Consider the following 13,467-nt stretch of genomic DNA (forward strand, 5'->3'; position numbering starts at 1 on the left):
GCCGCGGACGCAGAGCGATCCGCCGGAGCCAACGCCGCCACGGCCACAGCGCCGATGGGACGAGCCACGGGGACCCATGTCGTTTCGCTTCCTTCACGCCGCCGACATCCATCTCGACAGCCCGCTGCGCGGGCTGGCCCGGCGCGGCGAGCTGGCCGGTGTGTTCCGGGAAGCCTCGCGGCGGGCGCTCGAAAATCTCGTCCAGGCGGCGATCGACCTGAAGGTCGCCTTCGTCGTCATCGCCGGCGATATCTATGACGGCGACTGGAAGGACTATGCCACCGGGCAGTTCTTCGTCCGCCAGATGGGCCGGCTGGCGCGGGCGGATATCCGCGTCTTCCTGATCCGCGGCAATCACGACGCGGAATCGCTGATCAGCCGCAGCCTGACGTTGCCCGGCAATGTCTTCAGCTTCTCGGTCCGCTCGGTGCAGACCGAGGTGATCGAGGACCTCAAGGTGGCGCTGCACGGTCGCGGCTTCGCCAACCGCCATGTGCCGGACAATGTCGCGCTGACCTATCCGCGCGCGCGTCCCGGCTATTTCAACATCGGCGTGCTGCATACCTCGCTGACCGGCCGCGACGGCCACGACGCCTATGCGCCGTGCTCGGTCGAGGATCTCGCCCGCGCCGGCTACGACTATTGGGCGCTCGGCCATGTGCATCTGCGCGAGATCGTCTCGGAGCATCCCGCCATCGTCTTTCCCGGCAATCTGCAGGGGCGGCATGCGCGCGAGACCGGCCCCAAGGGCGCGACTCTGGTCACCGTCACGGACGGCCGCATCGCCGAGATCGAAGCGCTGACGCTGGATGCCGCCCGCTTCGAGGCGATCGAGATCGACGTTGCGGCCTTCTCCGAGCCGGCCGATCTCTACGCCGCCGCGCGGGCTGCGATCGGCGACGCGCATGACGGCGCCGAGGGCCGGCCGCTGGCGCTGCGGCTGACGCTTTCCGGCGTCTCGCCGCTGCACGACTATCTGTCGGTGCAGGCCGAGCAGGTGCGCGAGGAGATGCAGGCGCTGGCCTGGGAGGCCGGCTCCGAGATCCTGATCGAGAAGGTGCGCGACAAGACGGAGGCGATTTCCGGGGGCGCGCGGATCTCGGCCCTTCTCGGTTTCGATGCGATCCTCGCCGAGGTCGCCGCCGATCCGGCGTTGCGGGCCGAGATCGCCCGCACGCTCGGCGAACTGCGCACGCGCGCGCCCACCGAGGCACTGGCGCTGATCGACGGCGAGGCGATCGACGGAGAGGCTCTCGCAGGCGCCGCGATCGACACCGCCACGGAAGCGATCCTGGCCGGGCTCGGCTCGGTCGGCACCGAGCCGGAGGGCGCGCGATGAAGCTGCGCACGCTCGGCCTCGAACGCTATGGCCGCTTTACCGACCGGGTGCTGGAGTTTGATCCGGCGTCGCGCGTGACCGTCATCGTCGGCGCCAACGAGGCCGGCAAGACCACGGCGCTCGCCGCCGTCGCCGACGCGCTCTATGGCATCGAGACCCGCTCGCGCTACAATTTCCTGCATGATTACAAGGCGATGCGGCTTGCCGCGACGGTCGAGGCGCCGGACGGGCGGACGCTTTCCTTCGCCCGGTTGAAGCGCCTCAATGCGCCGCTGGTCGATCCGGCGAGCGACAAGCCGCTCCATGACGACGCGCTCGCCCCCTTCCTCGGCGCGCATGACCGCCAGGCCTTCCTCGACATCTTCGGGCTCAATCAGCGCCGCCTGCGCGAGGGCGGCGAAAAGCTGCTCGCCGGCGGCGGTGATCTCGCCGAGACGCTGCTGGCGGCCGCCCCCGGCCTCGGACATGTCGCGGCTTTGCGTGAGCGCTTCCAGGAGAGCGCCGCGAAGATCTTCAATCCGGCCCGCAAGACGGCGAGCCATCTGTTCCATGTCGCGATGGACAAGCGCGCCCAGGCGCAGCGCGCCATTCGTGAGCAGGAGCTGCGCGTCGACGAGGTTCGCAAGCTGCGCGAGGAAGCGGAGCGGGCGGCCCAGGCGCGCGGCGCGGCGGAGCGGCAGGAGCGCGGGGCGGAGATCGCGCTGGCGCGGGCGCGTGCGCTCGTGCAGGCGGCGAAGGAATTGCGCGTTCTCGACGCGCAGGGCGCCGCGCTGGCGGCGCTCGGGACCCTGCCGTCGGTGCCGGCCGGCTTCGCGGCCCGCGCGCGCGAGCTGTCGCAGGCGCTCGGCTCGGTGCGCGACAAGCACCGCTTCGCGGCCGAGGAGGTGGCGCGGGCACGGTCCGAGTTCGACGAGATCGGGCTCGACGACGCGGTCCTGCCCTTCGCCGAGGCGATCGAGAACGCGGATGGCGAGCGCGCCGCCGTCGCCAAGGAACTGCTCAGCCTGCCGAACCGGCGCGCCGAGGCCGGCGAGGCGCGCGCGGCGCTCGAGCGGATCGCGCAGGCGCTCGGCCTTGCCGACGAAGCGCGCCTGCTGGCTGGCCTTCCGGACATGCCGCTTTTGGCGCGGGCCGAGGATCTGGTCGACCGGATGCGGGCGGCGGCGGTGCGGGCCGAGGCGCTCGGCCGCGAGCGCGCGCGACAGCAGGCCGAGCGTCAGGCGGCCGAGACGGCGCGGGTCGGACTCGGCCATGTCGCCGACCCGACGCCGCTGCAGCGCCGGCTGGCCCTGCTCGACGGCGCCGAGGAGCGCGAGCGGGCGCTGCGCCAGCTCGATCACCGGCTCGGGGCGCAGCGCGCGCAGCTCGGCGAGCGCGTCGCCCGGCTCGGCCATGGCCTTGCCGATGCCGACGCGCTGGCGGCCCTGCCGCTGCCCTCGCTCGGCGCGGCGGAGGCGGCGCTTCGGGATCTGCGGCTGGTCGACGACGCGCTCGACCGGCAGAAGGAGGCGCTTTCAGCGCTGGAGGAGCAGGGCGATCTGGCCGAGGCGCGGCTGGCGATGCTGCAGTCCGGCCGTCCGGCGCCGACCGACGCGGCGATCGCCGCCGCCCGCCGGGACCGCGATGCCGCCTGGACGGCTTTGCGGCCGCTGGTGTTCGGCGAGCGGGCGCGGGGCGAGGCCGATGTCGAGACTGCCGTGCGCATGGACCGGGCCCTGTTCGCCGCCGACCAGCTCGCCGATGAGCGCCAGGTCGAGACGCAGCGTCTGGCCGAGCTGGCGCAGGCTGAGCGCGACATCGCCGATCTCGGCGTGCGCAGGGAGGCGGCGCGCAAGCGCCTGGCCGAGGCGACGGCGCGGCATGGTGGGATCCTGCGCGACTGGACGGGTCTCTGGGCCCCGTCGGCTTTGACGCCGGCCGCCGATGACCGGGCCCTGGCGCTTTTGCGCGAGGTCGAGAGCCTCCGCGAGGCGCGCGACCTCCTGCGGCAGGAGACGGCGCAGGCCGAGGCGCAGCGCGAGTCGATCGCCTTCGAACGGGCCGAGACCGATCGGCTGCGCGCCCAGCTGGACCTGCCGGCGCTCGGCGACGCGCCGCTGCGGATGGCGGATCTGCGCGACGCGATCGCCGTCGCCGAGACGCGCTTCCGGAAGGCGCGCGACCATGAGCGCGACCTCATGCAGCTGGAAGAGGGGCTGGCCGATCTTTCGGCGCGGGAGCAGGCGGCGGCGGCCGAACAGGCAACGCTTGCCGCCGAGGCCGGCGAGATCTTCCCGCGCCTCGCCATCCGCGCCGACGCGCTGGCGCAGGAGGCGCGCGCGGCCATCGATCTCTGGCGCGAGGCGCTGCGGCTCTCCGCCGAGCTCGGCACGGCCGAACGCCGCATCGCCGGCATCGAGCGCGACCGCGACCAGTTCACCGCCCGCGTCGGGGCGCTTCTGGGTGATCTCGGCGTTTCCGACGAAGGGGACGCCTTCGCGGCGGCGAAATGGTTGCGCGGCCGGCTCGACCGGGCGCGGCAGGCGCGCTCCAGGGCCGATGCGGCCGGGGAGGCGGTCGGCACGCGCGAGCGTGGCCTGGCCACGTCGGCGGAGGCGCTCCAGTCTTCCGAGGCGGCCATGGCCGAAATCCTGGCCGCGGCCGGTGGCGGCGACGAGGCGGCGCTGATGCCGCTTCTCGATCGTCTCGACCAGGCGGCGATCTGCGCGGCGCGTCTCGCCGAAGCGCGCGAGCGGCTGGCAAGTCTGGGCGACGGGCGCGACGAGGACGAGATCCGCGCCGCGATCGACGGCCGCGACGACGCGGCGCTGGCGCTGGCGGCGGCGGAGCTTGCGGATGCGCATGGCGATGCCCGCGCGGCGCGGGACGCGGCGATCGAGGCCGATACGCAGGCGCGCGCGGCGCTCGCCGAGCTGGATCGTCGCGACGGCGCGGCATCGGCGGCGCAGGACGAACAGGACGCGGTCGCGGAAATCGCCGAGGCGGTCGAGCGGTTCAGCCGGGATCATGTCGCCGCAAGGCTGCTCTCGGCGGCGATCGAGCGCTATCGCGCCGAGCACCAGAGCCCGATCGTCGAGCGCGCCTCGCGCGCCTATGCGACGCTGACCGGCGGGCGCTGGACTGGCATCGGCATCGACTACGACCAGGATCCCCCAAGGCTGGCGGCGATCCGCGACGGTCAGCTGCTCGGTCCGGACGCGATGTCCGAGGGCACGCGCGACCAGCTCTTCCTGGCGCTGCGCGTCGCGGCGATCGAGGAACATGCGCGCCGTGCGACGCCGCTGCCCTTCATCGCCGACGATCTCTTCATCACCTTCGACGAGACGCGCACGGAGAACGGCTTCCGCTTGCTCGGCGAGCTTGGCGCCTTCACGCAGGTGATCGTGTTCACCCACCATCTGCACGTCGCCGAAAGCGCCGTCGCCGTCCTCGGCAAGGAGGCGGCGGTCATCGAACTGTGACGGGGGCGCGACGCCCGAAAGCCTGTCGTCGTCCGGACACGACAACGCGCGCCGAGGCCAGCTTCAATCCGGTTTGCCAAACACGAGACGCCGGCCTTGGGCCGGCGTAACCCGGATCTGGTCGGCCCCGCCTACTCGCTGTTGTGCAGCTTGCCTTCTTCGGCGCGGTGCAGATATTGCGAGCAAACCAGCCAGCCCTTGATCGGTCTGAGCAGCAATAGCGTCGGGATCAGCAGGATCGGCAGCGTCGTGATCAGGTGGACCCAGAGCGGCGCTTCGTACTTGAACTGGATCCAGAGTGCGAAGATGACCGCCGGGATCGCGCCGACGAGCTGCGCGAAGAAGGCCGGGCCGTCGGCCGGATCGGCGAAGGAGAAGTCGAGGCCGCAGACCTCGCAGCGCGGCGCCAGCTTCAGCCAGCCGCTGAAGATATGGCCCGACTGGCAGCGCGGGCAACGACCGGAAACGCCCAGCTTGAAGGCGAGGCGATAGGGGGATTCGGTTTCGCTCATGGCGATCCTTCGGAGGGTTCGGGCAGGCATGCCCCGCCGGGAAAACGGCTCGCTGGCTTCGGAACGACCCTGACGCCACGCGCCGAAGGCGGGCAACTCTGCCGGTCGCACCTGCCTCTTGATCTCCGATGCCTAAATTATAGACCGCTGCCTGCGGGATTGCGAGGCGACGAAATGTAGCCGTCGTCGCCGCCTTCTACGGACCGCCGGCGACCAGCGAATCGCGCACCTGATCGATCTCGGTAGCCAGGAAGGCGGGCACCGGCACGGAGACATGCGGTCGTGTCCGGCTCGCGATGGCGTAGCGCAGTTCGAGCAGCGCCTTCTTGAGGCGGGCCTCTCCGTCCTCGCCGAACAGGGCGCGGGCCGTTTCCGGCGCCGCCTGGGCGCCGCCATCCTCGAGCGCCCAGCAGGTTGCCAGCACCCGATAGGCGAGGCGCTGCGTGGTGACGACGGCCGGCCACATCTGCTCGGCCTGGCGGCCGCTCAGCGACGGCGAGCCGATGCTGCGGTCATAGGCCTGCAGCAGGGCGATGGCTGAGTGCTGCAGGTCGCGGCGCGCCCGCTTGGCCATCGGCGTGGTGACCTTGCCGGCCGCCATCGGCGCCAGCGTCGCCTCGATGGCGGCAAGCGTCCGCGACAGCTCCGCCCGGACGCGCGAGGAGGTCTGGCGGGGCAGCGACAGGCCGAACACGATCAAGCCGACGAGGCAGCCGATCACGGTGTCGACGCCGCGCACCCAGAGCATGTGCGGCACGTCGGTGACCGGATGGCCGCCCGAGGCGATGGTCAGCGCCGCGGCGGTGATGAAGACCACCGCCAGCGCGTAGTTGCGTACCACCAGCATCTCGATGGTGAACTGCAGCGCCATCATGGTGGCGGCGAGCCACAGCCCCTCGGGATGCACGGTCAGGATCGCGCCGGCGAGCAGCAGGCCGACCAGCGTGCCGGCCATGCGCTCGAGGCCGCGCTGCAGGGTGCGGGCCCAGTCGAGCCCCTGATGCAGCACGAGGACGGCGGCGGCGATGCACCAATAGGCCCGCTCGAGACCAAGGAGGGCGCCGATCGTGCCGGCGATCAGCGCGGCGACGCCGACCCGCGCCGTGACGACCAGGGCTGGCGACCAGGGACGCAGCGCCTCGCGATAGGAGGCAAGAACGCCGTGATGGCCGAGCGGCACATGGTCGGGATCGGTGCGCTCGGTGCCGGGGGCCGGCGAGCGGGCCTCGCCGCCGAGCGCGCGTGCCCGTTCGGCGAGCGAGGCCGGTATGGGCGCGCGGGCGTCCAGAGCCTCGGCGAACAGCAGGTTCAGTTCGCGGCCGATCGCGCGCAGCCGGCTGAGCGTGCCATCCGGCCGCGGTCGCGACGGCTGGTAGGAGACGAGCGTCGTCCAGGCGTCCTGCATGGCGAGCGCCGCATTGTGGCGCGCCGCGTCCTGGGCCGGCGTTCCGACCGTCTCGATGAAGGTCGCCACCGCATTGGCCGATCGCTCGACGGCCCGGCGCTCGGGCCCGCGCGGCGAGGCGAGCGCGCCGGCCATGTGGGCGAGCCAGGCCAGCGCGCCGCCGCCCAGCACCAGCAGGCCCGTGTGGACGATGCTGAGATGCGGCGCGTGGATGGCCGTGCCGGCGGCGCAGGCGAGGATGAACAGATAGGCGCCCGGCGGCCCGACCCGGAGCGCGTTGCAGAGAAAGGTCGCGACCGCCGCCATCACGGTGATGAAGGGCAACACCAGCCAGGCGGTCTCGGCGGCGAAGACGCCGAGACTGACCGCGATCGCGAAGGAAAGCGCCACGAGGGCCAGGAAGAAGGCGCGGTTCAGATAGGGGCGTCCGCTGCCATAGACGGCGGTGAACGCGCCGATCGTCGCCATCAGCCCGGCGGCGGTGTCGCCGACCGCCCAGCCGATGACGACCGGCAGGCCCATGCAGAGCGCGGCGCGCGCGGCGAAGGGCCAGCGTCCCTTCGCTTCGCGAAGCTGAAGCATCATGCCGAGCGTGATCGTGCTGCGCGGCGGGGGCGGGGGGATCGGGAGGGACGGCTCGCTCGGGTCGGGGATCATGCGGGGCGTGCTGGTCATGAACGGGTCTCGGCCGCCAATCCGGCAGACACGGCATCATGCCACGTTTGGGGATTCGTGGCGCCGCGTTTGTCGCCGGGCCGTAGCCCGCGCCTTGAGTACGGACCCTATCGATTGCGGTCGACTGGATCCTTGTCCTCTTCCTTCAGGCCGTCCTCGTCTGCTTCCTCATCCTCTTCCGGCATGTCGATCGCGTCGCGCATCGGCCGGCCGTCGGTGTCGATCAGTGAATCGAGAAAGGTCTGGTTGGCCCTGTCGTCGATCTCGGGGATGGCGTGTTCCTGCGCCGGGTCATGCGGCGGAGCGGGGTTCGGCAGGGGCTTTTTCGGGTCCATCACGGATCTCCATTGCCGGGGGAATCGCGGCCATGCGCCCTCGTTCGGCGCTAGCACCGTCACGCGCGGACGCGATGGCCCGGCCTAGCCGATGAGAAGGTCGTCCTGCACGCGCAGACCGCGCGCCAGAAGCCGAAGGGCGTCCTTGGAAATCAGCCATCCGGATTCACAGCGGGTGATCTGGGTCAGCGCTACCCCGGTGCGGTCGGCGAGATCCGTCTGGCTGATGCAGCGCCATTCGCGGATCGCCTTCAAGGGATGTTCGCCTGCAGCGATCTTGTCCCGGACATGGCGTGGAAGCGCTGCGGTATCGCGCGGTCCCACATTGGGCTGCTGCAGGAAATGACGAAGCTCCATCTTTCCCTCCCAACCGGCGACACTCCCCTGTCGCCATGGGTAAGGAACGCACAAAACACTCAACTGTTCCAGTGTTTCGTGCGTCCGGAGGCTTCACATTTCGGCGGCGGCGGTCAGACCGGCGGCAGCCCCGCCCGCGCCCGGAAATCCGCCTCGCGGATGTCGAGTTCCTGGCCGGCGAGATCGTCGGCGGCGGCCGAGCAGAGATAGACGATCGCCTGGGCCGGCCCGTCGACGGAGCCGAGATTTTCCCGTGGCAGCTGGCTGACCGGGTTGATGCCGGAGGCGCGGATCACGCCCTGCATGTCGGTGTCGACCACGCCCGGCGCGAAGCCGAAGGCGCGGATGCCGCGCGCGCCATATTCGAGCGCCAACGAGCGGGTGACCATGGCGAGGCCGGCCTTGCCGGCGCAATAGGCGCTCCAGCCTTCCATCGGCCGGTGCGCGGCGCCGGAGGAGAGGTTGACGATGGTGCCGCGTCCGTTCGCCAGCATCGCCGGCAGCACCGCGCGGATCACGGCCACGGCGCCGACGAGGTTGGCGTTGACGCTGGCCGCCCAGGCGGCCGGATCGGTCTCGTGCAGCAGGCCGATCGGCTGCACCGTGCCGGCATTGTTGACGAGGAGGGACGGGGCGCCGACCCGGGCCGTCGCCTCGGCGACCGCCGCCTCGATCGACGCCGCGTCGGAGACGTCGCAGGCCACCGCGATCGCGCGGCCTTCGGCACAGCGCGCGGCGGTCGCCTCGGCGTCGGCAAGCCGGCGCGCCGTGACAACAACGGTGGCGCCGGCTTCCGCCAGCGCGATCGCCGTCGCGGCGCCGATGCCGCCCTTGGCGCCCGTGACGAGTGCGATCTCTCCCTCGAGCATCTGCTAATTCCCTAGTCCATGTGCCATTGCAGCGGCAGCATATAGGCGAAGCCGGTGCGCGGGTCGCCCTCGAGCTTCATGATCGGCGCCATCGCCTCGCCCCAGCGCTTGTTGACCGGATCGTCCTTCAGATAGGCGATGGTCTTCTGGAGGTCGTCGGTCTCGAAATAGCCGATCAGCTTCAGGCCGAGGCGGAAGATCGAGTAGTTGCGGATGCCGGCCGCCTTCAGCGTCTCCAGCATCTCCGGCCAGATCTCGTCATGCGCCTTCTTGTATTCCTCCTCGCAGCCGGGACGGACTTCGAGAACCCAGGCGTGATGTCCCATTGTCTTCCTCTCAGGCGAGATAATCGTGAACGATGCGGCCGGGCACGAGCGTGAAATCGGCCTTCCAGTGCAGGCCGTCCAGCATGTCTACGACCGGCAGGCGGTGGATCGGCGCCTGCGCGTTGGGGCGCAGCTCGACCGTGCAGGGCCCGCCCCAGCATTCATGCACGACGACGTTGGAAAGCCGCCGCGCCGTCAGCTGCCGGATGGCCGGGCGCTGGTCGATGTGGTCGATGACCTTCAGGTTGATGTTCTCGGCGAAGTCGAAATGCCGGTTGAGGCTGGCGAGCGTGTCGGTGCGCTGCTTGTAGGGGAGCGTGCCGGTCAGGACGTCGATGCCGTTCCGCGCCACCGTGCCGACGACGAGGTCGCCGCGCAGCTCCAGCTTCGGCTCGCCTGATTTCTTCGGCTGGCCGTGCAGCTCGCGGCCATGCGCGACGCCGGCGTCGGAGGAAAGGAAGAGATAGGGCGAATAGGACCCTTCCGCGACACCCGGCAGGCGGCAGCCGAGCGAGACGTTGCTCTCGCCATAGGGGCCGAGCCACTCGGTGTCGTTCATCCGGTAGATATGCGCCATGACGATGTCGCTGGTCGGTTCCAGCGGCGGCGGCAGCAGCCGCGCGACGGCGGCCTCGGTCGTCCGCCAGACCAGCGTCAGCACGTCGACATTGCGGAAGGTGAACGGGTAGGGCGGCACCATCGGCGCGTCCCAGGGCGTCGAGAAGCCCGGCTTCAGGATGTCCTCGACGGTCAGGCGGTCGAGGCCGCCATTGCGTAGGTCCTTGCTCATTCGGTCGCATCCTGCGCGAAGCGCGCTTCCTTGGGCGGCGCGATGCCGTAGCCGACGAAGCCGCCCGTGACGTTGATCAGTTCGCCGGTGACGAAGGAGGCTTCCGGCGAGGCGACGTAGGAGACGGCGGCGGCGACGTCCGCCGGCCGGCACCAGCGGCCGACGGGAATCGTCTTCAGCACCTGCGCCTCGAACGCCTCCCAGGACAGGCCGAGTTTCTCCGCCTTCTCGCGGAACTGCTTCTCCATGCCGGTGCCGGGGCCGACATGGCCGGGCGCGACGCCGTTCACCGTGATGCCGTAGGAGGCGAGCTCGACCGCCAGGCACTGGGTCAGGCCCCAGAGCGCGTTCTTCGAGGAAATGTAGGCGCTGGAATAGGGATTGCCGAAATTGAGGCGGGTGATGATGTTGACGATGCGGCCGCGCTCGGCCCGCATCATCGCCCGCGCCGCCGCGCGGCAGGTCAGGAACGGCCCGCGCGCATTGACGCCCTGGATCCGGTCCCATTCCTCCGGTGTCGTGTCGACGACCAGCTTCTGCAAATGGATGCCGGCGGCGTTGACGAGGATGTCGAGGCGGCCATGCTGGTCGAGCACGGTCTCGAACGCCTGGTCGACGGAGTTCGCGTCGGTGATGTCGATGCCGACGGCGCTGCCGCCGATGGTGGCCGCGACCTCGGCCGCCAACGCCTCGTTGTAGTCCGCCGCGACGACGTGATAGCCGTCCGCCGCCAGTCGCCTGACAATCTCCGCGCCAATACCGCCGGCGCCGCCGGTCACGAGCGCAATGCCTTTTGCCGTCACGCCAGCCACTCCCTCACGCAGTCGCGCATGTCGACGGTCTCGGTGAGTACGTCGTCATGCAGTCCGTCCATGTAGTCCTGATGCACATATTCGATCGCCAGATAGCCGTCGTAGCCGGCGGCCTTGAGCGTGCCGAGCATGGCGCCGAAATTGATCGTGCCGAGCGAGAGCTTGCATTGCAGCACGCCCATCCGCGCCTGGCGCAAATGCACGTGGCCGGCATGCGGCGCCAGCACGTCGATCTCCTCCTGCCGGTAGCCGAGGCAGACGAAATGCGCGTAGTCGAGCGCGAGCTTCAGCCCGGGCACGCGGTCGAGCAGCTCGAGCGTCAGCGTCGGGCTTTCGAGATAGGAATGGACATGCGGCTCGATGGTGAGCTGCACGCCTTCCGGCGCCGCGATCGCCACCAGCCGGCGCAGGCTTTCGGCCGATTCCGTCAGTGCCGACGCGCGGTCCTGGCCGGGATTGACGACGCCGGGCAGCACGAAGACGCTGCCAATGCCGGCGCGCTTCGCGAAGCGCACCACTTGACGGAAATCCGCCTCGTTGCGCTCGCGGTTGCGGGGATCGGCGAGGTTGCGGTCCGACAGCGAGTCGCCGAACAGGTGGTAGAGATTGGGCAGCGCGACGCCGAGCTTCAGAACGCGGTCGGCCATGCCGTCCGGGTCGGCGATCAGCGCCTCCTTGTCGAGGCCGGGCTTGTAGAAATAGCCGAGGTCGAGCGCGCCGATGCCGAGGATGCGGGAGAGCCCCGCCGCCTCGTCCAGCGTCAGGCTGCGCAGCGACCAGGTGGTGAGCGACAGCTTCATGCGCGTCAGACCTTCTCGACGCGGCCGCTCTCGGCCGAGCGATAGAGCGCGTCCAGAACCTCTACGGCGCGCATGCCGACGACGCCCGGCGAGGCGTTGTGCGGGTGGAGGCCGCGGCAGAAGTCGACCAGCAAATTGACCGGCTCGATGCAGCTATAGGCGCCGGCGCCGGCGGCGATCGGGATGATCTCGTCGGTGCCGTCGCGACGGCTGACCTCCAGCCGCTCGCGCTCGATGTCGAGCAGCAGCATGCCTTCCGAGCCGAAGATGCGCAGGTCGATCTGGAAGCCGCGATGCTTCGGCACGGTCGACGAGCCGGAGAGCGAACCGGTGGCGCCATTGGCGAAGCGGACGACGGCGGCGTCGTAATAGTCGACACCGGACGGCGAGCGGCCGACCATGGCGAAGACTTCCTCCGGCGCGATGTCGGCGATCTTGAACAAGAGGCCGAGCGCGTGCACCAGCTGGCCCCAGCCATAGCCGCCGGCCCGTTTCGGATCGGCCCAGGTCGAGGCCGGCGGGCGGAACATCGCGCCCTCGGTCTCCTTCATCGGCTCGCCGGCCATCAGGTCGCCGAGCGCCGAGGCCATCTGCAGCACGACGTGCTCGACCTTGCCGATCTTGCCCGAGGCGACCAGTTCGGCGGCGCTGGCGCTGAAATGCTTGAAGTTCCAGCCATAGGGCACGACGATCTCGCGACCCCGTCCGGCCGCCGCGGCGACGATCTCGCGCGCATCGGCGGCGGTGGTGGCGAGCGGCTTTTCGACCAGCACGTGGCAGCCGGCGCGGAGCGCGGCGAGCGCATGCTCGTGATGCAGCACATGCGGCGAGGCGATGACGACGCCGTCGAGCGGCACCTCGCGCAGCATCTCGGCATAGTCCTCATAGCCGTGCTCGATGCCGAAGCGGTCCTGGATCTGCCCGAGCTCCGCCTTGCCCAGCCGGTTGACGGCGACCAGCTCGCAGTGCGGGTTGTCCTTGAGCGCCGGGATGTGGTTTTCGACCGCCCACCATCCCGCGCCGATGATGCCGATCCGCGCGCGTTTCATCACTTCCACCCCATCACGTCTTGATATCCATGGCGTCGACTGTCGACTGGTGCACGTTGGTCATGTGCCGGACCATCGCCGCCTCGGCGGCGTCCGGGTCGCGCGCTTCCAGCGCGGCGAGAATCTGCTCGTGGTCCCGGAAGGACTGGCCGAGCACCCCCGGCGTCTCGGCCGCGATGCGCCGGTATTCCATGCCGAGGATGTAGAGAGAGGTCGAAACCCGCACGAGGAACGGGTTCTCGGTCGCCTCCGCGATGCGGCGATGGAACTCGACGTCGGAGACGCGGAAGCCGATCGGATCGTCGAGCAGGCCGCGCTGCAGCACCAGTAGGTTCTTCAGCCGCGCCAGCTCCTCGGCCGTGATCCGCTCCGCCGCCATCCGGCCGATGCCGCCGTCGATCAGTTTTCGCGATTCGTAGAGCGCGTTGACGTTGTCCTCGTTCAGCGTGATCAGCAGCTGCAGCGGACCGAGCAGGTCGGAGGCCTCCAGCGACGACACGAAGATGCCGCCGCCCTGGCGCACCTTGAGCACGCCGAGGATCTGCAGGCCCCGCAGCGCCTCGCGCACGCTCGGCCGGCTGACCTGCATCGCCGCCGCTAGCTCGCGCTCCGGCGGCAGCTGGTCGCCCGGCTTCAGGTTCTTCGTTCGCACCAGGTCGAGCAGCTTCTTGGCAACCTGCTCGGCTACCGAGCTGCGCTCGATCGGTTCGAAATCGGCCGGGCCCATTTCCGCCATG

At 70.3% G+C, this 13,467-nt stretch carries 13 protein-coding genes; 2 read left to right on the forward strand and 11 right to left on the reverse strand.

The window, feature by feature from the left end:
• The first annotated feature begins 76 nt into the window (after window positions 1-76).
• Together G539_RS0107880 and G539_RS24105 are read left to right on the forward strand one after the other, a co-directional pair.
• A complete protein-coding gene (locus tag G539_RS0107880) occupies window positions 77-1,339 on the forward strand; it encodes a metallophosphoesterase family protein (protein WP_029074707.1) in 1,263 nt (420 codons plus the stop codon).
• On the forward strand, window positions 1,336-4,800 hold the full coding sequence (locus tag G539_RS24105; RefSeq protein WP_035830547.1) for an ATP-binding protein: 3,465 nt from the start codon (window positions 1,336-1,338) through the stop codon (window positions 4,798-4,800). Before G539_RS0107880 ends, G539_RS24105 begins: the two co-directional genes overlap by 4 nt.
• A 131-nt stretch (window positions 4,801-4,931) precedes the next feature.
• Here G539_RS24105 and G539_RS0107890 read toward each other — a convergent pair whose 3' ends face one another.
• The 11 genes from G539_RS0107890 to G539_RS24120 form a co-directional block, all read right to left on the reverse strand.
• The gene (locus tag G539_RS0107890; protein WP_029074708.1) at window positions 4,932-5,312 is read right to left on the reverse strand and encodes a DUF983 domain-containing protein; all 381 of its coding nucleotides are present in this window, start codon (window positions 5,310-5,312) and stop codon (window positions 4,932-4,934) included.
• A 196-nt stretch (window positions 5,313-5,508) separates the two neighbouring features.
• A complete protein-coding gene (locus G539_RS24110; RefSeq protein WP_210162795.1) occupies window positions 5,509-7,392 on the reverse strand; it encodes an FUSC family protein in 1,884 nt (627 codons plus the stop codon).
• 107 nt (window positions 7,393-7,499) lie between these two features.
• A complete protein-coding gene (locus G539_RS0107900; RefSeq protein ID WP_029074709.1) occupies window positions 7,500-7,727 on the reverse strand; it encodes a hypothetical protein in 228 nt (75 codons plus the stop codon).
• 84 nt (window positions 7,728-7,811) lie between these two features.
• The gene (locus G539_RS26605) at window positions 7,812-8,084 is read right to left on the reverse strand and encodes a helix-turn-helix domain-containing protein (protein ID WP_084639874.1); all 273 of its coding nucleotides are present in this window, start codon (window positions 8,082-8,084) and stop codon (window positions 7,812-7,814) included.
• A gap of 113 nt (window positions 8,085-8,197) precedes the next feature.
• Window positions 8,198-8,953, reverse strand: coding sequence for an SDR family NAD(P)-dependent oxidoreductase (locus G539_RS0107910; protein WP_029074710.1), 756 nt, complete (start codon window positions 8,951-8,953; stop codon window positions 8,198-8,200).
• An 11-nt stretch (window positions 8,954-8,964) separates the two neighbouring features.
• The gene (locus tag G539_RS0107915) at window positions 8,965-9,279 is read right to left on the reverse strand and encodes an L-rhamnose mutarotase (RefSeq protein ID WP_018182942.1); all 315 of its coding nucleotides are present in this window, start codon (window positions 9,277-9,279) and stop codon (window positions 8,965-8,967) included.
• 10 nt (window positions 9,280-9,289) lie between these two features.
• Window positions 9,290-10,069, reverse strand: a complete 780-nt coding sequence (locus G539_RS0107920; RefSeq protein ID WP_029074711.1) for an acetoacetate decarboxylase family protein — start codon at window positions 10,067-10,069, stop codon at window positions 9,290-9,292.
• Window positions 10,066-10,872, reverse strand: a complete 807-nt coding sequence (locus G539_RS24115; protein ID WP_169516621.1) for an SDR family NAD(P)-dependent oxidoreductase — start codon at window positions 10,870-10,872, stop codon at window positions 10,066-10,068. Before G539_RS24115 ends, G539_RS0107920 begins: the two co-directional genes overlap by 4 nt.
• The gene (locus G539_RS0107930; protein ID WP_029074712.1) at window positions 10,869-11,681 is read right to left on the reverse strand and encodes a sugar phosphate isomerase/epimerase family protein; all 813 of its coding nucleotides are present in this window, start codon (window positions 11,679-11,681) and stop codon (window positions 10,869-10,871) included. Before G539_RS0107930 ends, G539_RS24115 begins: the two co-directional genes overlap by 4 nt.
• A 5-nt stretch (window positions 11,682-11,686) precedes the next feature.
• On the reverse strand, window positions 11,687-12,730 hold the full coding sequence (locus G539_RS0107935; RefSeq protein ID WP_029074713.1) for a Gfo/Idh/MocA family protein: 1,044 nt from the start codon (window positions 12,728-12,730) through the stop codon (window positions 11,687-11,689).
• Window positions 12,731-12,743: 13 nt separating this feature from the next.
• Window positions 12,744-13,466, reverse strand: a complete 723-nt coding sequence (locus G539_RS24120; protein ID WP_051231194.1) for a FadR/GntR family transcriptional regulator — start codon at window positions 13,464-13,466, stop codon at window positions 12,744-12,746.
• Window position 13,467 lies beyond the last annotated feature (1 nt).

Source organism: Kaistia adipata DSM 17808 (assembly GCF_000423225.1).
GTDB classification, from domain to species: domain Bacteria; phylum Pseudomonadota; class Alphaproteobacteria; order Rhizobiales; family Kaistiaceae; genus Kaistia; species Kaistia adipata.